Below are 23,512 nucleotides of genomic sequence, written 5' to 3' on the forward strand. Positions count from 1 at the left end.
TTGTTCAGTTATCAATGTTCTTTTTTGTTGTTGTCGTTTCATGCGACAGCTTTAATATTATATCAAAGCGTTTCATGTTTGTCAACAACTTTTTTATTTCTTTTTTGCTGTTGTGAAGCAGTTCCTCACGCGACAGCTTTAACAGAATACCATATCCATCTAAGCTTGTCAACAGTTTTTTCTTTGTCCACTTCGTGATCCCTGCATGCCACTCCTTAGTCTCTGTCTCGATCAGCGAACGAATGTTATCTTATCACGACTTTCCTGAATTGTCAATGTTGTTTTTATATTTTGCGCAATTCAGAATATTCTGACATTTTTGCAGTTCAGTATTCCTGTTCCGCCATCCGGTTCCCTCTTTACATATTCTCTTACTCAATCAGTCCAATTGCCTCGTTAATACTTTTCACTCCAATGATTTTGATCCCACCAATACTCTTCACGCTATCCAGAGACACTTCCGGTACAATACATTTCTCAAATCCAAGCTTCTTCGCCTCTGCCACCCGCTGTTCCGGCATATTTACCGCGCGGACTTCTCCGCTTAATCCTACTTCTCCAAACACAATCGTCCGTTCATCAAATGGTCTGTTCTTATAACTTGATACGATCGCCATCACGATTCCAAGGTCTATCGCGGGTTCATTGATCTTGATACCTCCGGCAATATTCACATAGGCATCATAATTTCCAAGATGATATCCAATCCTTTTTTCCAGAACTGCCATCAGAAGATTCACCCTGTTGTAATCTGTTCCTGCTGCTGTTCTTCTCGGCATTCCGAAATTGCTTTCGCATACCAAAGCCTGGATTTCCAGCAAGATCGGACGTGTTCCTTCCATCGAACATGCCACAACAGATCCGGATGCATTTTCCGGTCTTCCATTCAGCATAAATTCCGACGGATTTTCCACCTCACGCAGTCCATCTCTTCGCATTTCAAATACACCAATCTCATTCGTCGAACCAAAACGGTTTTTCACTCCTCGAAGAATCCGGTAAGATGCATGTCTGTCTCCTTCAAAATACAAAACCGTATCTACCATATGTTCCAATACTCTTGGTCCGGCGACAGTTCCTTCTTTTGTAACATGTCCGACAATAAAAATCGAAATTCCAAGCCCTTTTGCAAGCTGCATCAGCGTATTTGTTGCCTCTCTGACCTGCGACACACTTCCCGGCGCAGAACCGACTTCTTCACTGTACATTGTCTGAATCGAATCAATGATCACAGTATCTGGCTTTTCCTTTTCAATCACATTGCGGATCAGTTCCAGATTAGTCTCACAAAGCAAAAGCAGATGATCATTAAATTCTCCCATCCTCTGTGCACGCAATTTGATCTGGCGAAGCGATTCTTCCCCTGATATGTACAAAACTTTTCGTTCTTTTTTTGCCAGTTTCTGACACACCTGCAGGAGCAGCGTTGACTTACCGATTCCCGGATCACCGCCTACTAAAATAAGAGAGCCCGGTACGATTCCGCCTCCCAGTACACGATCCAGTTCTTTAATCTCGGTTGCCACCCGCTCTTCATTCTCTGTCTTTACTTCGGACAATGGTACAATACGAATCTCTTTTGCCGCTTTAACCGCTGCCGTTTTTGACGTTGTCACACGCTCTTCCACGAAAGAGTTCCATTCCTTGCACATTGGGCACTGCCCCAGCCATTTTGATTCTTCATGCCCACAATTCTGGCAGAAAAAAACCGATTTTTTTGCCTTCGCCATATTCCAGCTCCTTATCTATGTTAAAAAATTACCAACTGCTTCTCTTGCCTGTTCCCAGTTTGTATACTTCCGGTAAAGAAAGAGCCTGCCGAAGCAGACTCTTTTACTTTTCTTAAATACCTATGTACTTCAGACAATTCTTGCTGTAATCATTGTCCTACTTTCTTACGACCTTGATCTCAACGCTTTCTTTTCCAAGTTCTGCACTTACACTGAGCTTTGCGCTTAAGTTTGTCTTCATATCACCAACATTCATATCATTCATATATACAATATAATCTGTATCCGGTTCAAGTTCCAGTGTGATCTGTGCATCTCCTGTCCCTGATACTTTAAATGAGATCACATCTTCTGATACTTCAAAATGCTCTACTGCAGTTCCCGGAACAGATTCATATACGAACATTCCATTCTTCTCAAGCTTTGTAATCTCTTTGAATGTCTTTACTTTATATATATCTCCCTGAAATTCAAATCCATCCTTTTTTGTCTTTGTATCCAGAGTGTAATCACCGAAACTAAGTGTTCCGTCTAATTCATTTCTGATGAGCTCTTTGACTACTGTCATTGTTCAAATCCTCCTAATGGTCTTTCTCTTTCGACTTACAGACTGTTAAATTTTCACACGTCTGACCCGTTTTTTTTATTATATAATAAAACTTCTTCTTTTGCTAGTCGTTTATCTCTCTGACTGTAAATTTTATTTCCTTTTTAGAAATACCGGCTTCCACATGGTCTCCACGTTTGATCTCACCATTCAGAAGTGCTTCTGCAAGTTTGTCTTCCAGCTGGCTCTGTACTGCCCTTCTCAGCGGTCTTGCACCATACTTCTTGTCACTTCCGGTCTCAACAATATGCTTCTTCACAGAATCACGCACAATCAGTGTAATTTCAAGCTGCTCTTTTGCTCTCTGCACAACTTCTTTACACATCAGCCCTACGATCTTCTTCATATTGTCCTCATTCAGCGGATGGAATACGATGATCTCATCAATACGGTTCAGGAACTCTGGACGGAATAACTGCTTTACTTCGTCCATCACATTTGCTTTCATACGCTTGTAATCCGCCTTCTGGTCTTCCTGCTGGGTGAATCCAAGCTTCTTCGGTTCAATGATCGCCTTTGCCCCTGCATTGGATGTCATAATGATAACCGTATTGCGGAAATCTACTTTTCTTCCCTGCGAATCCGTAATATGCCCGTCATCCAGTACCTGAAGTAAAATATTAAACACATCCGGATGTGCTTTCTCAATCTCATCAAACAGAATGACCGAATATGGATTTCTGCGTACTTTCTCGCTGAGCTGTCCGCCATCCTCATGTCCCACATATCCCGGAGGCGAGCCGATCATCTTGGATACACTGTGCTTCTCCATATATTCGGACATATCTACCCGGATCATGTCTTCTTCATTTCCAAAAAGTGCTTCTGCAAGAGCTTTGGAAAGCTCTGTCTTACCAACACCGGTAGGTCCGAGGAATAAGAATGAACCGATCGGACGTGCCGGATCTTTTAATCCCACTCTTCCTCGTTTTACTGCTTTGGAAAGTGCCTGGATTGCCTCTTCCTGACCGATCACACGCTTCTCCAGTGTTTTATCCAGCTTTTTCAAGCGTTCGCTCTCAGATTCATTCAGTCTTGTTACCGGGATTCGTGTCCACATAGAAATTACATCCGCAACATCTTCTTCGGTTACCGGAACCTTTTTCTTTTCATTCTTTTTATTGAAACGCTTTTTCGCCTGCTCTAATTTCTTTTCTGCTTCCTTCTGTTCTCTGTGGAGCTCCGATGCCTTTTCAATATTTCCTGCTTTCAGCGCCGCTTCTTTTTCCTGCTCCAGCTTTCCACAGCGGATTTCTGTCCCAACAATATTCTCCGGCACTTTAAATCCGCGAAGTTTTACTTTTGAACAGCTTTCATCCAACACATCAATTGCCTTATCCGGAAGAAAACGGTCATTGATATAACGGCATGACATATGTACTGCCGCTTTCAACGCGTCCTCTTCAATTTCTACATCATGATGAGCCTCATATTTTTCTTTCAGACCTTCCAGGATCCGGACACACTCGTCTTCCGTCGGTTCTTCAACCGTAACCGGCTGGAATCTTCGTTCCAGAGCCGCATCCTTCTCAATATACTTGCGGTATTCCGTAAGAGTTGTCGCACCGATCAGCTGCATCTCCCCTCTTGCCAGAGATGGTTTCAGAATATTGGATGCATCAATCGCGCCCTCTGCACCGCCAGCACCGATAATGGTGTGAAGTTCATCTAAGAAAAGGATAATATTGCCCGCTGTCTTTACCTCACGGATCAGTTTTTTCATACGCTCTTCAAATTCACCACGATATTTGGAGCCTGCGATCATTCCCGGAAGATCCAGCACCATGATCCGCTTATCTTTCATGCTTTCCGGAACAATTCCTTCCGCGATCTGTCTTGCAAGTCCTTCCACGATTGCTGTCTTACCGACTCCCGGCTCTCCCACAAGGCACGGATTATTCTTGGTCCGTCGGCTCAGGATCTCCATGATACGTGCAATTTCTTTTTCACGTCCAATAACCGGGTCCAGCTTTCCTTCTCTTGCTTCCTGTGTCAGATCCGTACTGTACTGGTCTATAATTCCGCCAACAGTTTCCCCGTCCTTCTGATTCTCCATATACTCTTTCGGATCAATTCCCGCCGCAAGCAGAAGATCCTGAAAAAGCTTTTGAATATTTACATTCAGGGTCATCAACATACGGGTAGCCACACAATCTCCATCTTTGAGCATTGCAAGCAGAAGATGTTCGGTTCCGACTTTTTCAGATGCAAGCTGCGCTGCCTCATTCTGACTTTCTTCCAGAATATACCGAAGTCTCGGACTGTACTCCAGATACTTTCTTTCCTTCTTAGCTGCCTCAGGAGCAGATACAAGGATATCCATTGCTTTTTCCATCTGTTCTTCATCGACTTTATTCTTATCAAGCACCTGCCCTGCAACTCCGGTAAAAACCCTCTTAAGCCCGAAAAGAAGATGTTCTGTCCCGACATACGGATGCTTCAGTTCGGCTGCAATCTTCCGTGCCATATTCAGCGCTTCCTGCGCCTGCCTTGTATATTGCTTTTCTGCCATATAATTTTAGTCTCCTTTTTTCAATCTATCTCTGTTCATAATCTGCATAGATCTCATCTACCAGTTCATGAACTTCTTCTTTCGTAATGTTTTTGCAGCTTCCTTTTGCCAGAAGTACCCGAAGCTGCTCTTTCAGATCCTGCAGAGCTTCCAGTTTATCTTCATCAATACAGATCACCGCACCTCTTCGTCTGTCGAGCTGAAGAAAACCTTCCTGCCGCAAGACATTGTATGCCTTATTCACTGTATGCATATTGATCCCGATATTATCTGCCAGCTGTCTCACAGACGGCAAAGTATCACCTTCATGAATCGTCGAAGTGGCAATTCCCATAATAATCTGATTCCTGAGCTGTATATAAATCGCCTCATCACTGTTAAAATCAATTTCAATCAGCATAAAACGCACTCCTTTTTCTATTGTACCGGCATCGCCATTGTTATATTTATGTTAGCACAGACGACACTTTTTGTAAAGGAAACAGTATGTAAAAAAGCACTACCTCTTCTTACTCACACTTTTTGTGCTTTCTGTTCCAGAAGTAATGCTTTTCATTTCTTATTTCAGCTTTCTTTCTCTCACGGTGAACTTCTTCAACCTAAAATTTTCTTCAGATCCTCATCTACTGTACTGATCGGGGTAATCTGATACTCTTGCACCAGGTAATTCAGAACATTCGGTGACACAAACGCCGGAAGCGTCGGACCCAGATAAATATTTTTGATTCCGAGTGCCAGAAGTGTCAGCAGAATTGCAACCGCTTTCTGTTCATACCATGACAGGATCATAGACAGTGGAAGTTCATTTACCTCACACCCTAACGCTTCTGCAAGAGCGATTGCAACTTTAATCGCACTGTACGCATCATTACACTGTCCCATATCCAAAATTCTTGGAATCCCCTCAATTTCTCCGAGCTTCAGATCATTCAATCTGTATTTCCCACACGCCAGCGTCAGGATAATCGTATCCATCGGTGTCTTTTTGGCAAATTCTGTATAATAACTTCGTCCCGGTGCCGCTCCGTCACATCCTCCGATCAAAAAGAAATGCCGAATCTTCCCTCTCTTTACAAGATCCACGATCTTTCCTGCATTTTCCAGAACTGCGTTGTGTGCAAATCCGGTCATCACGGTTGTTCCTCCATTGATCCCTGTCATCGGATGATCTTCCGGATATCCACCGCATTCCAACGCTTTTGCAATAACCGGAGTGAAATCTTTGTCCGCACCAATATGAACCATCTCCGGATAAGACACCACCGAAGTTGTAAATACCCGGTCTGCATAGCTCTGTCTGACTGGCATCAGACAATTTGTCGTAAATAAAATTGGCGCAGGAATATTATGAAACTCAAATTGCTGACTCTGCCATGCCGTTCCGAAATTGCCTTTCAGATGCGGATATTCCTTTAATTTTGGATATCCGTGTGCCGGAAGCATTTCACTGTGCGTATAAATATTGATGCCTTTATCTTCAGTCTGCTCCAGAAGCAGCTTCATATCATGCAGATCATGACCACTGACTACAATAAACGGTCCCTTTTCTATCGTAAGCGGAACTTCTGTCGGAACTGGATCTCCATAGCTTTCCGTGTTTGCTTTATCCAGAAGTTCCATGCAGCGCAGGTTGACTTTACCGGTTTCTATGACTACCGGAAGCAGTTCTTCCATCCCTTTTTCTTCTCCCAGAATACGCATTCCCTTATAAAAGAAATTCATAATCTCCGCATCCACATATCCCAGTGCCCATGCATGATAAGCATATGCTGCAGTTCCTCGTAAGCCAAACAAGATCAATGACTTTAACGAACGGATATCTTCCGGTGCCTCCCAGATCTTCTGTACATTATAAGCTTCTTTTCCTGGTTTTCTGTTTTCTGCTTCTTCTCTGATTTCATCTGACAGTTTTTTCACTGTATCACTGTTGAAATTTACATTAGTAATCGTAGTAAACAGACCCTTTAACATCAGTTCATCCGAAGATCTGCTTCTTTCATTTTCAGTAACTGCCCTTGCCAGCCGGATCAGTTCACCAGTCAGTTCATCTTGAAGATTTGCTGTATCCGACTTTTTCCCACATACACCTGCATGCCCTTCGCAGCCCGTGTTATGAGCGGTCTGCTGACATTGAAAGCAAAACATTTCATCCATTTCTTTTTCCTCCATACTTTTTTTAATAGCATGTCAGAATATAGAAAATCTATACCGGCAGAACATTTTTCTTTTTTGCTGTTCAAATAATATTTTTCAAACATCCCGACTATGGTTCGCAAACTAAAAAAAGGATAGCCCCACAGACTTTCATCTGCAAACTATCCTTTTCTGCACGATTCTATATCAGATTTTTTATTCTACGATGAGTCCTTCTTTTTCAATCACATCGATTACCTGAGCCACATACTTTTCGCAAAGCTCATCCGTCGCCGCTTCTACCATGACACGGATTACCGGTTCCGTTCCACTTTCACGGACAAGGATTCTTCCGTCATCTCCAAGTGCTTCTGCAACTGCATCAACTGCTTTGACCACTTCCGGATTCTCCCTTGCTGTCTTCTTATCTGCTACACGCACATTTTTCAGAAGCTGTGGATAGATCTTCACCTCTTCTGTCAGCTGTCCCAAAGACTGCTTAGTCTCCATAATGACTTCCATCAGCATCAGAGACGTCAGAATACCATCTCCTGTCGTTGCATGCTTACTGAAAATAATATGTCCGGACTGTTCGCCGCCCAGCATAAATCCATTCTTGACCATGTTCTCATAGACATATTTGTCGCCGACCTGTGTCTTTTCGTACTTCATGCCAATCTTGTCGCATGCTTTATAAAGTCCAAGATTCGACATGATAGTAGTAACGATGGTATCGTCTTTTAACTGACCATGTTCTTTCATATATTTGCCACACACATAAAGGATCAGATCCCCGTCAACAACATTTCCATTCTCATCAACAGCGATACAGCGGTCTGCATCTCCATCGTATGCAAATCCGACATCCAGACCATTTTCTTTTACATATTCCCGAAGTACGTTAATATGTGTAGAACCGCAATTTGTGTTGATGTTGGTTCCATCCGGCTCATTGTTGATCACATAAGTCTTTGCTCCCAGTGCATCAAATACGCTTTTGGCAATACTTGAAGAACTTCCGTTGGAACAGTCCAGTCCGACTTTCACATCTTTAAAAGAACGGGTTGCCAGACTGATCAAATGTCCGATATAACGGTTTCTTCCTGCTGCATAATCTACAGTTCTTCCGATCGCCTCTTTCTTGGCAAGCGGAATTTCTCCGGATTCCCCATCAATATAAGCTTCCACTTTGGCTTCTACTTCTGCTTCCAGCTTCTGACCTTTACTGTTGATCACTTTGATTCCATTATCATAGTACGGGTTATGGCTTGCGGAAATCATGATTCCGCAGTCAAAATCTTCGGTTCTTACCACGTAAGACACGCTTGGAGTTGTCGTCACATGAAGAAGATATGCGTCTGCTCCTGACGCAGTAAGCCCTGCTGCCAGCGCATATTCAAACATATAGCTGCTTCTTCTGGTATCTTTACCGATCACGATTCTTGCCTTGTGTTCCTGTCCGTAATACCAGCCAAGATAACGTCCTACCTTAAACGCATGCTCTACCGTCAGTACTACATTGGCTTCTCCACGGAATCCATCTGTTCCGAAATATTTACCCATAATTATTATCTCTCCTCCGGCTTAAAGCCTTTCTTTATTCTGCAAATCTTGCTGTCTGTTCCCGGATCAGCTGCTGATCTTCAAAATAGTTGATCTTCATCGCATCTTTTACTTCTTTTAAAGTCTGTGCTGCCACTTTTTCAGCTTCAACACTTCCTTTATGAAGGATCTCATAGATCTCCGGAATCTTCTTCTCCAGTTCTTTTCTTCTTGCACGGATCGGTGCAAGCTCTTCCTGCATAACCGCATTCAGGAACTTCTTAACCTTAACATCACCAAGTCCGCCACGTCTGTAATGATCCTTCAATTCATCCAGATTCTTATAATCCGGCAGATATTTTTCAAAATGTTCATCTGTACAGAATGCATCCAGATAAGTGAAAACGGAATTTCCTTCTACCTGTCCCGGATCAGATACCTTCAAATGATTCGGATCTGTATACATTCCCATGATCTTCTGTCTTACTTCTTCCTCGGAATCAGACAGATAGATACAGTTGCCAAGAGATTTACTCATCTTTGCTTTTCCATCCGTTCCTGGAAGGCGGCAACAGCTTTCGTTCTCCGGAATCAGCGCTTTCGGCATAACCAGTGCTTCTCCATATACACTGTTGAATTTGTGTACGATCTCACGGCACTGTTCGATCATCGGAAGCTGATCCTCACCTACCGGTACAGTCGTTGCCTTAAACGCTGTGATATCTGCCGCCTGGCTGATCGGATAAGTAAAGAATCCTACCGGAATACTTGCCTCAAAATTACGCATCTGGATCTCCGATTTAACCGTTGGGTTTCTCTGAAGACGGGATACCGTAACCAGATTCATATAATAAAAAGAAAGTTCTGTCAGTTCCGGTACTTGTGACTGGATGAAAATCGTGGATTTCTCCGGATCCAGTCCGCATGACAGATAATCCAGTGCAACCTCAATAATATTCTGACGTACCTTTTCCGGGTTATCTGCATTATCGGTCAGCGCCTGTGCATCTGCGATCATAATAAAGATCTTGTCATATTCTCCGGAATTCTGCAGTTCTACTCTTCGCTTTAATGATCCAACATAATGTCCGACATGAAGCCGTCCGGTTGGCCTGTCACCTGTTAAAATAATTTTCTCCATTGTTTTTATGTTCCTCTCTGTCTTATTATTCCTGTCTTTTCTTTATTCTTCTTTGTCCGTATCCTCAGCCGGAAGCTCAGATGTACAGTATGCACATCTGGTTGCCGCGATCGGGATTTCTGACATGCAGTACGGGCAGATCTTCGTAGCCGGTGCTGCCGGAGCTTCTTCTTCCTTCTTAAGCAGCTTTTCTGTTCTTGAAGCAAGATTGTTCATCACTTTTACAAAACAGAAAATAACAAGTGCCATCAGAAGAAAGTTGATCACTGCTGTAATAAAATTGCCATAATTGATCGTGTCATTCTCACCGGATCCGATCCGGATCACCCAGTTGGAAAAATTGACTCCACCAGTCAGAAGACTGATCACCGGCATGATCATATCATTTACAAGAGAATTCACAATCGACTGGAATGCACCACCAATAATAACGCCGACTGCAAGATCCATTACATTTCCCCTTGCAATAAACTCTTTGAATTCTGCAATAAATCCTTTCTTAGCCATCTCAAATCCTCTTCTTTCGTTCCTTTTAGGCTTCTGCGCCATATAAGGATATTGTACTACATTCCAAACAGGATTTCCACTATAATTCCGCACACTACACTGATTCCGTAAAGTGTTGCGACGATCATCATATTCTTCTTCCAACCATGGTTCGTCTTAAAAAGTACGATCAGTCCGATTCCGGCACATGACAAAAGCCCGGCAAACATACTTCCGACATTTAAGACTCCCTCAAGATAAAATTTCGTAATTGCAATAGAAGCTGCGCAGTTCGGGATCAGGCCGACAAGACCAGCCAGAAAAATTCCGGCAATCGGATAATGAGTCACCACGTTCATGACCTGTTCCATTCCAATCCACTCCACAATAGCATTTAACACAAAAGAAATTACATATATAAATACCAGAATCTGTACCGAATGGATGAGCGCTGATTTTACAATGCTTCCCTCTTCGCAGTGACAGTGGTCATGCTCACAGATATCATGAATATGCAGCCCTCTCTGGTATCCTTTGCCCAGCACCCGCACTCCGATATCAACCAGAATACCTGCAACAATACCAACGATGATCTTTCCGATTAAAATTGCCATGATCTTACGGACATCCGCCTGCTCTGAGATCAGGATCGGAAGCATCTCATCTGATGTAGACAGAAAAACAGCGATCATCGTTCCAACTGTGATGACTCCGCCGGAATACAGATTTGCTGCCGCTGCTGAAAATCCGCACTGCGGAACAACGCCCAGGATTCCACCGATCACAGGCCCTTTTTTCCCTGCTCCAAGAAGCATCCGCACCGTCTTCTGACCGGCTTTATTCTCCAGATATTCCATCGCAAGGTATGTTAGAAAAAGGAAAGGTATTAGTTTCACAGTGTCAATTGTTGTATCTTTTAGTATATCTATAAACAGTTCCATCTTGTATCTCCCTTCTTGGTTTCACTATTCTAATCCGTTTTGTCATTTTACACTGTCACCGCCAAAAATGCAAGTAGAATAAATTAGTGTGGCAAAGCAACAGAAATAAATGGGATAAATTCAAGTTGTGCAAACCATTCCGATGAACCTCTTAGGGCGAAAATCGTGTTCAGCAAAGGCTTCCACGATTTTTGAGTTTCATCTCCATTGCACAAAATAGAATTTATCCCATTTATTTCTGCTGCTTTGCCCTTCTACTTTATTGGTGAGAACCAGACCAGTAGCCCCGGTACGTTTTCTATAGCAACAAAAAAGAATTATCCCCATCACGTTAAGGATAATTCTTTCTTGTTTTACTTTATGCTTTTGACATCTATTTTACTTTCAGTGTTCTCATGGAGTTCAGAATTGCGATTACGGATACTCCTACGTCGGCAAAGACGGCTTCCCACATGTTGGCCATGCCGAGGGCTCCCAGGATGAGGACCAGAACTTTGACACCGAGGGCAAAGACGATATTCTGATGTACGATCTGGAGAGTTTTTCCTGCAATTCTCATAATGGAGGATATCTTAAGGATATTATCATCCATCAGAACAACATCTGCGGCTTCGATTGCTGCGTCGGATCCCATGCTTCCCATTGCGATTCCGATATCAGCTCTGGAGAGTACCGGTGCATCATTGATACCATCACCAACAAAACCGAGCTTTTCTTTCTCACCAAGTTCTCCGAGAAGTGCTTCAACCTTATCTACCTTATCCCCCGGAAGGAGATCTGTGTAGACTTCATCGATTCCAAGGCTTTCTGCCACTGCTTCACCGACATCTTTTCTGTCACCGGTAAGCATAACTGTCTTTTTGACACCGCTTTTTTTGAGCTGTGCGATCGCACGTTTGGCTTCCGGTTTGACCGTATCAGAAATTATGATGGTTCCGAGGAATTCTTTTTCAGCCGCCAGATATACGACCGTACCAGGGATTGCGCATGGCTCATATTCCACGCCTTCTTCTTCCATCAGCTTTGCATTTCCGGTATAGACAACTCTTCCGTCGATCTTTGCCTTGATTCCGTGTCCGGCGATTTCTTCAGTCTGTTCCACTCTGTCCATAGACAGCTCACCAAGCTCTGCTTCTTCGTACGCTTTCTTGAGTGCTGCTGAGATTGGATGATCGGAATAGCCTTCCGCAAGGGCTGCCACTTCAAGCAGTCCTTCTTTTTCCCATCCGTTCGGAATAACTTCTGATACAACGAATTCACCCTTTGTCAGTGTACCAGTCTTATCAAATACAATCGTTTTCATCTCAGAGAGTGCTTCCAGATAATTGCTTCCCTTTACCAGAACGCCCTGTTTGGATGCTGCTCCGATTCCTCCAAAGAAACCAAGTGGAACGGAGATTACCAGTGCACATGGGCAGGAGATTACAAGGAAAATACATGCTCTCTGAATCCATTCTGCAAATCCGCCACCAAGAATGATTGGCGGAAGGAATGCAAGTACAACTGCCGCGCAAACCACGATCGGCGTATAGTATTTTGCAAACTTTGTAATGAAATTCTCTACATGTGCCTTTTTGCTGCTGGCATTTTCAACCAGTTCCAGGATCTTCGCAACTGTAGAATCATCAAACTCTTTCGTTGTGCGCACCTTAAGGAGTCCGCTTCCATTTACACAACCGCTGATAATCTCGGAACCTTCTGTTACTTCTCGCGGAACCGACTCTCCGGTCAGAGCAGATGTATCTACAAAGGATGTTCCCGATACGACCACACCATCGAGAGGAACTCTCTCGCCTGCTTTGATGACGATCTCTGTACCGATCTCTACATCATCCGGATCAACCTGTTTGAGCTTTCCGTCTTCTTCAATATTTGCATATTCCGGACAGATATCCATCATTGCACTGATTGACTGGCGGGAGCGGTTGACTGCATAACTCTGGAATAACTCCCCGATCTGATAGAACAGCATAACTGCTACCGCTTCCGAATATTCCTTTACTCCAAGTGCACCAAACGTTGCAATACACATCAGAAAGTTCTCATCAAATACCTGACCATGACTGATATTACGTACAGCCCGGTAAATGATGTCCCATCCCACGATCAGATAAGGGATCATAAACAACAAAAACTGCACCGGCATTTCGGACTGAAATTCCAGTTTTCCCATATGTTCCAGTACAAAAAGAGGAACATAGATAACTGCTGCTGCGATAATACGATACAGCATTATTTTCTGTTTTTTCATCATAGAAGCCTCTCCCCTTTCATACCTTTTCCGGTTTTACAGCTGAATCTGGCAGTCCGGCTCTACCTTCTTGCATACAGCAACGACTTCCTGCATGATCTCATCAAATCTTGCATCATCTGCATCAATCGTAAGCTTCTGCATCATAAAACTTACCGTTGCATCATTTACACCATCAATCTTTTTGATTGCATCTTCCATTTTTGCTGCACAGTTTGCGCAATCAAGGTCTACCATTTTAAATTTTTTCTTCATCTTTCTTTCCTCCTGAAATTTTTTCTCACTGAACATATGCGCAACTGTTCATATGTTCATAATAACTCTGTAATAGAAATCCGTCAAGCAGTTTAGATAACATTTTTTATTTTCTACAATTTCAAAAGAATATACCTCTCCAGAACGTATTCCCTTTTATTTATCAGAACGCTCTATCAGAATTTTCTGACAAAAAAACAAAAAGAAGAACCCGGATTTTCCCAGATTCTTCTCGAATTTATATTTTGTTCTTTACTTTTCAAGCAGCTCCAAAATAGGATGCGACATCAGGAACAGATAATACTCCATCGCTTCATCCGCCGACAGATGGATATCCCGGCTGGTCAGCCAGTATTTGAGTCCGGTTACAACGGTGATCGTATGGAACTCCAGAAAAATCTTTTTGTCTTTGATTCCCTGAAGCTTCTCAAGCTTGATCTTATGTCTGCCCACCATCTCTTCGATCAGCTGACGGATCTTCTTTTCAAGAATTTCCTCAAACCCATTCTGACCGGTCGCTTCAAATGCTTTCTGATAATAAATCCGGTCTTTCTCCATCTTCCGGAACAGCAGATAAATGGCTTCTCTTTCCATCCCGTCTTCAGTCATCTCACGGATATGCTGAAAAACCTCCGTCTCCAGAAGCCATTCCATCACTTCATACTTATCCTGAAAGTAATTATAAAAAGTCGGTCTGATAACTCCCGCCTGATCTGTGATCATTTTAATCGTTATCTTATCAAAAGATCCTTTTATCAGTAGTTCCTTAAAGCTTTCCGCAAGCAGGATTTTTGTTAATTCTCTTTTTCTTTCCATGTGTTGTCCTCTTTTTCCTGCCCATTTCTCTTGAGGAATATTCTATCACAAACAAAACGCTTTTTCAAACCGCTTTTTTTCTGTTTTTTTACTGCTTTTCCACGCGTTTTTTGTAATTTGTGTAACCCTTCTGCTGATGCGGATGCTCTTTCCATAGTTGATCTGCTGTTTTTTTCCACTCACAGGCATAAGCTTCGCACTTACTGCACAAATGTTCCGCACTTTCCGGTGACTGCAGATCGGTCGATTTTGCACCGGTCTCTTTAATCATTTCCTGAAGAATCTCCGGATTTTCAAGCATCGGGCAAGGACGCAAATGATTGTTATTAAAAGGCTGCCGGTCTCTGTATGCCATAAAGAGTGGCTGTTTCAGAGCTTCCAGCAGAGTGACTTCCCGAATATTTGCAGAAGAGTAGTGAATAAATACACATGGTTCTACATCTCCATTCGCATTGATATGGCAGTAGTTTCTTCCGCCTGCGATACAGCCTCCGACAAATTCTCCGTCATTCTGGAAATCCATTGCATAAATCGGCTTTCCACCTGTTGCACCGCGGATCTCTCTTACCCGGTGATACATATATTCTCTCTGTTCCTTTGTCGGGAGCAGATCCGGTGCTGCATCATTTCCAACCGGCATATAATGAAAATACCAGGTGAAACGACATCCCTTTCCGATGATCATATCCAGGAATTCATCCGATGTAACCGTTTCAATGTTCTTTCTGGTATAACAGATTGACGTACCGAAGATCAGTCCATATTTCTTTAACCGGTCCATGGCTGCCATAACCTTGTCGAATACACCCTCTCCACGGCGCATGTCATTGACCTCTTCAAATCCTTCCAGACTAATTGAAAGGGACAGGTTGCCGACTCTTCTCATCTCTTCGCAAAATTCATCATCCACCAGTGTTCCATTTGTAAATGCATGGAATTCGCAGTCATAATGCTTTTCACAAAGTCTGATAATATCTTTTTTTCTTACTAACGGTTCCCCGCCTGTATACATATAGAAATAAATCCCCAGTTCTTTTCCCTGCGTAATGATGCTGTCCATCTCTTCATATGTAAGATTCAGTTTATGCCCATATTCTGCCGCCCAGCATCCGGTACAATGAAGATTACATGCACTTGTCGGATCCATCAGGATCAGCCACGGAATATTGCACTGATGTACCTCTCTCATACTGCGGATTGTCTTCGTTCCATGGAACGCCGCTTCAAATCCAAGGTTTAATGCTGTCTGTTTAATAACATGCGGGTCAATTTCATCCAATGCACGATTCACATAACGCATCCACTTCGAATCCGGATCCTGTATCATCTTTCTTGCGCCTTCATAGGAGCTCTTCTGGAAATTGTCTCCCATGAAACGCTCGGTCAGATCAACAAGATCAAGCAGACCTTTTTCTCTGTCTTTATCCATTTTTCGCATTGCCAAATCAATTGCTCCGCCAAATGCTGCCCTTGCTGCTTTATGTGTCAATTCGCCCATACTCTTTTCCTCCTACTTTTAAAATAAAAAATGCGTAACCACCATATCTGCGCCGGCGATCAGGAATAATATCCCACCGATCCAGTAAGCTTTACAGTTATATTCACAGCCCAATCTATATCCGACCTCCACACCAAGAAAGCACTGAATGATCGTAACCGGAAGCAATACCATTCCCTGTTCCAGGATCTCCACACTCCAGAATCCGATACCCATTCCGGCAAAATACGCATCTATGCTGGTAAGTACTGCCAGTTTTCTAAGCCGTTTCCAGTTTATTTCATCGTTTCTCCGCTCAAAAATCTGCTTATTATTTCTTGCTTTACAGATCATATAAATGCCAAGTCCGATAAATATCAGCACCGACAAAAGCTCCCAACCGCTTGCCGCTGTTGAAATCGTCTCATTCATCTTCCTGTCCGGCTTCAGAATATCTGCAACAACATTTCCCAGAATCAGTGCAAAGAGCTGCATTCCTCCAAAAATCAGACTGGATAAAAGTGTGTCTTTTCCATGCTTCCTAGAAAATCCTGCTCCAACACAAATATGTACAACAAATACATCAAATGAAAGCCCGATTGAAATTAAAAGGATTTCAATAATACCCATAGATTCGCCTCCTCCTGCTGGCTGTTACATATATATTATGTAATCTCTTACTAAATAATAAATCTTCAGATTATCGGTTCTGTTTATTTTTTAACGACATTTTTCCACATTTGTCGCATATCTGTTTATTTTTTCAACAGATTATTCTTCCGGAATCTTTTTTATACAATAGAAATCTCCTTTTTCTGTTAATAATAAAAAGTTCCCACAGAGGTAATTTCTCTACCTCTGCGGGAACTTTGCTTCTTTATTATCTTAGTGATGGAATAAACGGATTCCGGTAAATGCCATCGCCATGTTGTATTTGTTGCAGGTATCAATTACATTGTCATCACGGATTGATCCACCCGGTTCTGCAATATATGTAACACCGCTCTTATGTGCACGTTCGATGTTATCTCCAAACGGAAAGAATGCATCTGATCCAAGTGCCACACCCGTCAGCTTATCAAGCCATGCTCTCTTTTCTTCTCTGGTAAATACTTCCGGTTTTTCAGTGAAAATATTTTCCCAGGTTCCGTCAGCCAGTACGTCCATATATTCTTCACCAATGTACAGATCAATTGCATTATCCCGGTCTGCACGCTTGATTCCTTCTTTAAATGGAAGAGCAAGTACTTTCGGGCACTGTCTCAGCCACCAGTTATCTGCCTTCTGTCCTGCAAGTCGGGTACAGTGGATACGGGACTGCTGTCCGGCTCCAATTCCGATTGCCTGTCCGTCTTTTACATAGCATACAGAGTTTGACTGTGTATATTTCAAAGTAATCATGGAAATTGCAAGATCTCTCTTTGCGTGATCCGGAATTTCTTTGTTCTCAGTCACTACATTTGAGAAGAAATCATCATCGATCTTCAGTTCATTTCTTCCCTGCTCAAAAGTAATACCAAATACATCCTTGTGTTCAGTCGGTGCCGGAACATAATTCGGATCGATCTGGATCACATTGTAATTACCTTTCTTTTTCTGTGCAAGAATCTCCAGTGCTTCCGGTTCATATCCAGGTGCGATCACTCCATCCGATACTTCTCTCTTGATCAGTCTTGCAGTATCAACATCACAGACATCAGAAAGCGCAATAAAATCACCGAATGAAGACATACGGTCTGCACCTCTTGCACGTGCATAAGCGCTTGCAAGCGGAGAAAGTTCTCCAAGGTCATCTACCCAGTAAATTTTTGCAAGAGTTTCATCCAGCGGCAGTCCGACTGCAGCACCTGCCGGTGACACATGCTTAAAGGAAGTTGCTGCCGGAAGTCCGGTTGCTTTTTTCAATTCCGATACCAGCTGCCATCCGTTAAATGCATCCAGAAAGTTAATATATCCCGGACGTCCCATCAGAACTTTGATTGGGAGATCACTTCCGTCTTTCATATAGATACGTGACGGCTTCTGATTCGGGTTACATCCATATTTGAGTTCTAATTCATTCATGATTCCTGCTCCTTCTTCACCTTTGTATACTATTTATTCTTATTGATGATCTTGCTTTCGTATGTTCCTGTCTCAATATCAATATATCTTACAAACAGAGATACTTTATTATCTGCATTCAGACTGTTCCAGAGTGTGTCTGCAAATGTGTCCATGTCATCCGGAATTGCAACAAGCTTTGGTTCTCCTTCAAAACTCGGAAGCGGATTTCCATCACACTTGTATGTGTGGATAAAATGTCCTTCTCCGGCTACCGGATTCTCATATGCAAAGGTGTAACGGTTGCATGCATCCGGATTTCCGTTATTGCTCTTCAAAATGGACATTGCATAGTTATATTTTCCGTTCTCAATGTGCATGATACCGGAAATACGTGGTGTGTAGTTTGGTCCATCCGGTTCAAATTCACGGCTTCTAAGGGACTGTTCAAACGTCATCTGTCTGTCCATACCTTCATAAATTGTATCAGTCTGATCTCCGTTTGTAACGATCGTCTTATTGCCGAGTACACGCACCGGTGCGTAGATAATTAAGCTTGGGTCTGTCAGCTTTGACTCGTCAAATGCCTGTGTGCGGATTCCTTCTCCTTCTTCTACAAAGACACGATTACGGCTGTTCTCACTTCTTCCCATGATAAAATAAGCTGTGACCGCTTTGCTTCCGTCGGCAGACTTTCCGATGATGATCCCTCTTCCAGGATAAGAATTGCTCTGCAGTTCTTTTTCAATAGATAACATTTCCATGCTTCGATCTCCTTTTATAACTTGTACTTATGTTTGCACATTCATTTATCACTATTTATTATAACTCATAATACCACTATATTTCCAGTCTTTCTGTAAAATTTTTTCAAGTTCTTTTAAAACATCATTTTCAAGACCACTGTTCCATGGTAAAATGTTAGTAAAATAACAATTCAAATTTGGGGATTATTTACAAAAGAGAGGTTTTACTTCATGAGTAGAAACAGAAAAATGGATTTTGCAGCCGGGATACAAGATGGCATTCCCATCTGTCTCGGCTATATTGCGGTGTCATTTACCTTTGGTATCATGGCAAAAAATGCAGGACTGTCCACCTGGGAAGCCGTTCTGATTTCCCTTACAAACCTGACCAGCGCCGGACAATTTGCAGGTCTGTCACTGATTACGGCATCCGCATCCTATTTTGAAATGGCATTCACCCAGCTCATCATCAATCTCAGATATTCGCTGATGTCCTGTGCCCTTTCACAGAAAATTGATAACCACTATCCTTCTTTCCACCGTTTTCTTATCGCATACGGTATAACGGATGAAGTCTTCGGTGTATCCGTATCCCGCCCCGGAAGGATTACTCCATGGTATTCTTACGGTGTGATGGCACTTGCCGCACCTGGCTGGACACTTGGTACTTTTCTCGGAGTAGTATCAGGAAGTATCCTGCCTGACCGGATCGTCAGCGCACTGAGCGTTGCATTATATGGAATGTTTATCGCAATCATTATTCCCCCGGCACGTGATAACAGGATCATCAGAACCATTGTCGTGATTTCCATGGCAGCAAGCTTCTTTTTTACAAAGGCTTCTGTGCTATGCCAGATTTCTTCTGGTTTCAGAATCATTATCCTTACGATTCTGATTGCCGGAATCGCAGCGTATTTCTTCCCTGTAAAAGAAGACGCAAATCCAGAAGATAAGGAGGATTCTTCCGTTGAAGCATAATCTTTATATGTATATCTTCGTCATGGCAGCCGTCACCTATCTGATCCGTATGCTGCCACTGACGCTGATCCAAAAAGAGATCAAAAATACTTTTATAAAATCTTTTTTATATTATGTACCTTATGTAACTCTGGCTGTTATGACCTTTCCGGCCATTCTGACAGCCACCGCTAATATCTGGTCTGCCGCTATTGGTTTTGCGATCGCACTGATCCTTGCATGGAACAGAAAAAGTCTGATCTGTGTTTCCCTGTTTTCATGTGCCGGCGTATTTCTGGTTGAATTATTAACCGGACTGTAGACTGTAAGACAGATGTTCTGAATAAAGGAGGCTTTCTTATGTGGACCAAAAGTTTTTCACGTTATACCCGCATTTTGCTGGTCAGCGCTGCTGTTATCATTGGAGCACAGATCAGCATCTCACTTTTTGAAAGCGATTTTCGTGTTTCCATCGGAATTTTTGGCATTTTCATGTCTCTGATCCTTTTTGGGAAATATCCGATTCTTCCGGTTACGGTGATAAGTGCCCTCTGTGTTTTCTTTTCCCGTACGCTGATGCACTGGCTTCGCTTTGGCAGCTGGAATCCACAGAGCTATTTTCCGGAAATGTTTTTCTATCTGGTCTACGGAATCCTTTTTTTCCTCTACTGCCGTAAAAATGACTATGAACTTTCGATGTATTCTCTGCCCTGGATGTTTCTTTTTGACTATCTGGCAAATATAACAGAACTGCTGACCCGTAGGGGGATTGACGCTTTTTCTTTTCAGTCCCAGGCAGGTGTCCTTCTGGTTGCGCTTCTGCGTACTGCACTTGCAGGTCTTTTCCTGTTCTGTCTCAGCCATTACAAGTTCAGTCTTCTGAGTGCTGAACATGCACGGAGATACCAGAACCTTCTTCTTTTGATTTCTGAGCTTAACGGTGAAGTTGTCCTGATGCAGAAAGGCACACATATGATAGAGAACACCATGAGCACCGCATACCGGCTTTACCACGATATGAGTGACCGGAATATAGACGAATCCCTCACCCGCACTGCACTTCAGATCGCACGGGATGTCCACGAGATCAAAAAAGACTACAATCTGATCGTAAGAGGACTTTCCTCTTCAATGAAAGTAAATTCTGAAAATGACGGAATGAGCCTGGATGATATCCTCACCATTCTGAAAAGCAGCCTGGATGCATCCCTTCCAAAAGGGAAACGACTTTCTTTTAATATACAGCTGGAAGAAAATCTTTATACACAGAATCATTATCTTCTGCTCTCAATCTTCCGCAATCTTTTCAACAATGCAATTGAAGCAGCAGACGGAAATCTGGTCGAGCTTTCTGTCCGTCAATCCTCCACGGATTCTGCTTATGTTATCGAAGTTGAAGATCATGGACCCGGAATCGATCCGGAGGATATGGAACAAATCTTTGAACCTGGTTTTTCCACAAAGATCAACTACGAAACCGGCGAGGTCAATCGGGGACTTGGCCTTAGCCTGGTAAAGGATTTTATCGAACTCCGCCTGGGCGGAACCATCCGGGTAACTTCCGTTCCCGGAAAAACAGTTTTCACACTTACTATACCAAAAGAGAAATGGAGCGGTTTATAAATGAAATTCTATCTCATTGATGATGATAAAAATGTACTGCATATATTAAAACGTATTATACGGGACCGTGGACTTGGAGAAATTGCCGGGACTGCCGAAAACGGTGTGGATGCCCTCTCGGATCTTCCTCTTATAAATCCAGACATCGTAATTGTTGATCTTCTGATGCCCGAAATAGACGGAATCACTTTCGTAAAACGTGCCCGATCTTATTCACCGGATCTTACTTTTATTATGCTTTCCCAGGTTGCCTCCAAAGATATGATCGCAGATGCCTATTCTGCGGGCATCGAATTTTATATTCATAAGCCGATCAACAGTATCGAAGTAGAATCCATACTCCGGAAGGTCAGTGAATCCCTGACTGCCCGCCGGACATTGCAGCAGGTACAGACGATTTTCCAGACCCAGCAGAATTTTGTACAGCCACAGGGATTTATAAATGATACGGCTGAAAAACCTTATATTATCCGGTTAAAAGGAATTCTTCAAAAGCTTGGCATCACCGGCGAACGTGGCAGCAAGGATATCATTTCCCTTGTCGATTATCTGATCCAGCATAACCAGAAAGTTGACAATGTCACTTTAAGCGAACTATGCAGTCGGTTCAGTGACAATCCGAAATCCATGGAACAAAGGATCCGTCGGACAGCCAACATGGGAATGGTCAACCTTGCCAACCTTGGTCTTGAAGATTATGCCAATGACACGTTTACAACCTACGCCAACTCCCTGTATAACTTTGAACAGGTTCGAAGGGAAATGGATTTCATCCGTGGAAAAAGTGTACGGCACGGCAATGTGAAAATTAAAAATTTCCTGAATGCACTGATTCAGGAATGCACCGAGAGAGCCTGATTTTCAGGTCCTCTCCTGCTTCTTATTTCATCTCTTTATGTGACTTTTTTATATAAATGATGTGAGTGTCAAAAGTAAATTTTGCCACTCACATCATTTATATATTTTCCCTATAATTCATTATTACTTATAGTTACCGTCATTATATACAATAAATCCTTCCCGTATTTGTAGTTTTTTCCAAAAATAAATTTCATTTTGATACTTTTTGTATCTTTTTGTAACTTCCATTTTATTATGTTATCACGATAACTGATGCGAATAAATATAAATTTTAAGGAGGATATCATATGTTAACAATCGTAAAAGGTATTGGTTTACTGCTTCTCACTTTAGCCTGTTTCTCTGTATTCAGCCTGAAATTTCCAAAAGGATCAGAAGCAATGTCCGGAATGGCTAATGCAGCTGTTGCTTCGTTCCTGGTAGAAGCTGTTCACCATTACATCACAGGTGATTTATTAGGAATTGCATTTTTCTCAGAACTCGGAACCGTATCCGGCAGCTTCGGGGGAATCGCTGCAGCTACTTTAGTTCCGATCAGTATGGGATGTAATCCGGTACTTGCAGTCGTTGCAGGTGTCGCAGTCGGAGGATACGGAATCCTTCCTGGTTTTGTAGCAGGTTATATTGTAGGCTTTGTAGCTCCGTTCCTGGAAAAGAAACTTCCAGAGGGTCTGAATCTGATCGTTGGTGCTCTTGCAATCGCACCGCTCGCAAGAATTATTGCCATCGCAGTTGATCCGGTCGTTAATTCAACACTGCTCAACATCGGTCGTATGATTTCTGCAGCTGCTGAACAGTCTCCAATTATCATGGGATTCCTGCTCGGTGGTATTATGAAGATGATCTGTACCTCACCACTTAGTTCTATGGCCCTGACTGCTATGCTCGGACTTGATGGACTTGCAATGGGTATTGCAGCAATTGCATGTGTTGGTGGTTCTTTCACAAACGGTATCATTTTCGACCGTTTAAAACTTGGCGAGCGCAGTAATGTTATCGCGGTAATGCTTGAACCTCTTACACAGGCCGATATTATTACACAGAATCCGATCCCGATTTACGGATCAAACTTCTTTGGCGGCGGACTTGCCGGACTTGCAGCAGCTATGCTCGGCATCATCAATAACGCTCCTGGAACAGCATCTCCGATTCCTGGACTTTTAGCTCCATTCGGATTTAATCCACCGCTTAAGGTTGTTGCTGCAATCGTACTTGCTGCGATCGGCGGATCTTTAGCTGGATTTGTTGGTTCTATCGTGTTTAAAGGTTTTGCAAAAACACCAGCAGATATCAAAGCATCTGAAAAAGCTACCGAAACAATTGTTCCGGAAGTTGCTATCGCTGCTGAATAATCAAAATGACTATTTCAAACTGCTTGTTTATATAGCCCT

General features: G+C 42.7%; 21 protein-coding genes. 5 read left to right on the top strand and 16 right to left on the bottom strand.

From position 1 onward, the window contains the following. Positions 1 to 371: 371 nt before the first annotated feature. The 16 genes from radA to G4407_RS09760 form a co-directional block, all read right to left on the bottom strand. A complete protein-coding gene (gene radA, locus G4407_RS09685; protein WP_173688737.1) occupies positions 372 to 1,730 on the bottom strand; it encodes a DNA repair protein RadA in 1,359 nt (452 codons plus the stop codon). A 157-nt stretch (positions 1,731 to 1,887) separates the two neighbouring features. Next, entirely contained in the window at positions 1,888 to 2,298 is a 411-nt protein-coding gene (locus G4407_RS09690; RefSeq protein ID WP_173688738.1) for an endosialidase, read from the bottom strand. Positions 2,299 to 2,401: 103 nt separating this feature from the next. Further along, complete coding sequence (locus G4407_RS09695) at positions 2,402 to 4,849, bottom strand: ATP-dependent Clp protease ATP-binding subunit (protein ID WP_173688739.1); 2,448 nt, start codon at positions 4,847 to 4,849, stop codon at positions 2,402 to 2,404. Between the two features lie 25 nt (positions 4,850 to 4,874). Beyond that, complete coding sequence (locus tag G4407_RS09700) at positions 4,875 to 5,249, bottom strand: GntR family transcriptional regulator (RefSeq protein ID WP_008368566.1); 375 nt, start codon at positions 5,247 to 5,249, stop codon at positions 4,875 to 4,877. Positions 5,250 to 5,443: 194 nt separating this feature from the next. Beyond that, positions 5,444 to 6,994, bottom strand: coding sequence for a hydroxylamine reductase (gene hcp, locus G4407_RS09705; protein ID WP_420315001.1), 1,551 nt, complete (start codon positions 6,992 to 6,994; stop codon positions 5,444 to 5,446). Between the two features lie 204 nt (positions 6,995 to 7,198). Next, entirely contained in the window at positions 7,199 to 8,545 is a 1,347-nt protein-coding gene (gene glmM / locus G4407_RS09710) for a phosphoglucosamine mutase (RefSeq protein ID WP_173688741.1), read from the bottom strand. Between the two features lie 34 nt (positions 8,546 to 8,579). Further along, on the bottom strand, positions 8,580 to 9,665 hold the full coding sequence (gene trpS / locus G4407_RS09715) for a tryptophan--tRNA ligase (protein ID WP_173688742.1): 1,086 nt from the start codon (positions 9,663 to 9,665) through the stop codon (positions 8,580 to 8,582). 42 nt (positions 9,666 to 9,707) lie between these two features. Continuing rightward, positions 9,708 to 10,172 (bottom strand): large conductance mechanosensitive channel protein MscL, encoded by a 465-nt coding sequence (gene mscL, locus G4407_RS09720; protein ID WP_173688743.1) that lies wholly within the window; start codon positions 10,170 to 10,172, stop codon positions 9,708 to 9,710. Positions 10,173 to 10,228: 56 nt separating this feature from the next. Further along, on the bottom strand, positions 10,229 to 11,092 hold the full coding sequence (locus G4407_RS09725; protein WP_173688744.1) for a putative manganese transporter: 864 nt from the start codon (positions 11,090 to 11,092) through the stop codon (positions 10,229 to 10,231). A gap of 373 nt (positions 11,093 to 11,465) precedes the next feature. After that, positions 11,466 to 13,346, bottom strand: a complete 1,881-nt coding sequence (locus tag G4407_RS09730; protein WP_173688745.1) for a heavy metal translocating P-type ATPase — start codon at positions 13,344 to 13,346, stop codon at positions 11,466 to 11,468. 33 nt (positions 13,347 to 13,379) lie between these two features. Further along, positions 13,380 to 13,598, bottom strand: a complete 219-nt coding sequence (locus G4407_RS09735; RefSeq protein ID WP_055156100.1) for a cation transporter — start codon at positions 13,596 to 13,598, stop codon at positions 13,380 to 13,382. A gap of 252 nt (positions 13,599 to 13,850) precedes the next feature. Then, entirely contained in the window at positions 13,851 to 14,414 is a 564-nt protein-coding gene (locus G4407_RS09740) for a TetR family transcriptional regulator (RefSeq protein WP_022220520.1), read from the bottom strand. A gap of 88 nt (positions 14,415 to 14,502) precedes the next feature. After that, entirely contained in the window at positions 14,503 to 15,912 is a 1,410-nt protein-coding gene (locus tag G4407_RS09745) for a radical SAM protein (protein ID WP_173688746.1), read from the bottom strand. 18 nt (positions 15,913 to 15,930) lie between these two features. After that, entirely contained in the window at positions 15,931 to 16,521 is a 591-nt protein-coding gene (locus G4407_RS09750; RefSeq protein WP_173688747.1) for a manganese efflux pump MntP, read from the bottom strand. A gap of 255 nt (positions 16,522 to 16,776) precedes the next feature. Then, positions 16,777 to 17,955 (bottom strand): phosphoribosylaminoimidazolecarboxamide formyltransferase, encoded by a 1,179-nt coding sequence (locus G4407_RS09755; protein ID WP_173688748.1) that lies wholly within the window; start codon positions 17,953 to 17,955, stop codon positions 16,777 to 16,779. A 29-nt stretch (positions 17,956 to 17,984) separates the two neighbouring features. After that, positions 17,985 to 18,698 carry an IMP cyclohydrolase gene (locus tag G4407_RS09760; RefSeq protein ID WP_008373293.1) on the bottom strand — a complete coding sequence of 238 codons (714 nt, stop codon included), beginning with the start codon at positions 18,696 to 18,698 and terminating at the stop codon, positions 17,985 to 17,987. Positions 18,699 to 18,911: 213 nt separating this feature from the next. Here G4407_RS09760 and G4407_RS09765 point away from each other — a divergent pair, with 213 nt between their 5' ends. The 5 genes from G4407_RS09765 (at position 18,912) to G4407_RS09785 (ending at position 23,473) form a co-directional block, all read left to right on the top strand. Further along, positions 18,912 to 19,658, top strand: coding sequence for an AzlC family ABC transporter permease (locus G4407_RS09765; RefSeq protein WP_173688749.1), 747 nt, complete (start codon positions 18,912 to 18,914; stop codon positions 19,656 to 19,658). After that, a complete protein-coding gene (locus G4407_RS09770; RefSeq protein ID WP_117824547.1) occupies positions 19,648 to 19,959 on the top strand; it encodes an AzlD domain-containing protein in 312 nt (103 codons plus the stop codon). Before G4407_RS09765 ends, G4407_RS09770 begins: the two co-directional genes overlap by 11 nt. Positions 19,960 to 19,997: 38 nt before the next feature. Continuing rightward, positions 19,998 to 21,260, top strand: a complete 1,263-nt coding sequence (locus tag G4407_RS16565; RefSeq protein WP_243868812.1) for a sensor histidine kinase — start codon at positions 19,998 to 20,000, stop codon at positions 21,258 to 21,260. Further along, positions 21,261 to 22,118 carry a response regulator gene (locus G4407_RS09780; RefSeq protein WP_173688750.1) on the top strand — a complete coding sequence of 286 codons (858 nt, stop codon included), beginning with the start codon at positions 21,261 to 21,263 and terminating at the stop codon, positions 22,116 to 22,118. A gap of 290 nt (positions 22,119 to 22,408) precedes the next feature. After that, positions 22,409 to 23,473 carry a PTS sugar transporter subunit IIC gene (locus G4407_RS09785; RefSeq protein ID WP_055260833.1) on the top strand — a complete coding sequence of 355 codons (1,065 nt, stop codon included), beginning with the start codon at positions 22,409 to 22,411 and terminating at the stop codon, positions 23,471 to 23,473. The last annotated feature ends 39 nt before the right edge of the window (positions 23,474 to 23,512 follow it).

This window comes from Allocoprococcus comes (assembly GCF_013300725.1).
Lineage (GTDB): Bacteria > Bacillota > Clostridia > Lachnospirales > Lachnospiraceae > Allocoprococcus > Allocoprococcus comes_A.

What these genes read in the sequence shown, in the direction of transcription:
- G4407_RS09760 (WP_008373293.1), bottom strand. Translation starts at nt 18,698, where the DNA reads ATGGAAATGTTATCTATTGAAAAAGAACTGCAGAGCAATTCTTATCCT.
- G4407_RS16565 (WP_243868812.1), top strand. Translation starts at nt 19,998, where the DNA reads ATGTGGACCAAAAGTTTTTCACGTTATACCCGCATTTTGCTGGTCAGC.
- G4407_RS09695 (WP_173688739.1), bottom strand. Translation starts at nt 4,849, where the DNA reads ATGGCAGAAAAGCAATATACAAGGCAGGCGCAGGAAGCGCTGAATATG.
- G4407_RS09700 (WP_008368566.1), bottom strand. Translation starts at nt 5,249, where the DNA reads ATGCTGATTGAAATTGATTTTAACAGTGATGAGGCGATTTATATACAG.
- hcp (WP_420315001.1), bottom strand. Translation starts at nt 6,994, where the DNA reads ATGTTTTGCTTTCAATGTCAGCAGACCGCTCATAACACGGGCTGCGAA.
- G4407_RS09765 (WP_173688749.1), top strand. Translation starts at nt 18,912, where the DNA reads ATGAGTAGAAACAGAAAAATGGATTTTGCAGCCGGGATACAAGATGGC.
- G4407_RS09690 (WP_173688738.1), bottom strand. Translation starts at nt 2,298, where the DNA reads ATGACAGTAGTCAAAGAGCTCATCAGAAATGAATTAGACGGAACACTT.
- G4407_RS09730 (WP_173688745.1), bottom strand. Translation starts at nt 13,346, where the DNA reads ATGATGAAAAAACAGAAAATAATGCTGTATCGTATTATCGCAGCAGCA.
- G4407_RS09740 (WP_022220520.1), bottom strand. Translation starts at nt 14,414, where the DNA reads ATGGAAAGAAAAAGAGAATTAACAAAAATCCTGCTTGCGGAAAGCTTT.
- G4407_RS09780 (WP_173688750.1), top strand. Translation starts at nt 21,261, where the DNA reads ATGAAATTCTATCTCATTGATGATGATAAAAATGTACTGCATATATTA.
- G4407_RS09745 (WP_173688746.1), bottom strand. Translation starts at nt 15,912, where the DNA reads ATGGGCGAATTGACACATAAAGCAGCAAGGGCAGCATTTGGCGGAGCA.
- G4407_RS09755 (WP_173688748.1), bottom strand. Translation starts at nt 17,955, where the DNA reads ATGAATGAATTAGAACTCAAATATGGATGTAACCCGAATCAGAAGCCG.
- G4407_RS09735 (WP_055156100.1), bottom strand. Translation starts at nt 13,598, where the DNA reads ATGAAGAAAAAATTTAAAATGGTAGACCTTGATTGCGCAAACTGTGCA.
- trpS (WP_173688742.1), bottom strand. Translation starts at nt 9,665, where the DNA reads ATGGAGAAAATTATTTTAACAGGTGACAGGCCAACCGGACGGCTTCAT.
- G4407_RS09785 (WP_055260833.1), top strand. Translation starts at nt 22,409, where the DNA reads ATGTTAACAATCGTAAAAGGTATTGGTTTACTGCTTCTCACTTTAGCC.
- G4407_RS09750 (WP_173688747.1), bottom strand. Translation starts at nt 16,521, where the DNA reads ATGGGTATTATTGAAATCCTTTTAATTTCAATCGGGCTTTCATTTGAT.
- radA (WP_173688737.1), bottom strand. Translation starts at nt 1,730, where the DNA reads ATGGCGAAGGCAAAAAAATCGGTTTTTTTCTGCCAGAATTGTGGGCAT.
- mscL (WP_173688743.1), bottom strand. Translation starts at nt 10,172, where the DNA reads ATGGCTAAGAAAGGATTTATTGCAGAATTCAAAGAGTTTATTGCAAGG.
- G4407_RS09725 (WP_173688744.1), bottom strand. Translation starts at nt 11,092, where the DNA reads ATGGAACTGTTTATAGATATACTAAAAGATACAACAATTGACACTGTG.
- glmM (WP_173688741.1), bottom strand. Translation starts at nt 8,545, where the DNA reads ATGGGTAAATATTTCGGAACAGATGGATTCCGTGGAGAAGCCAATGTA.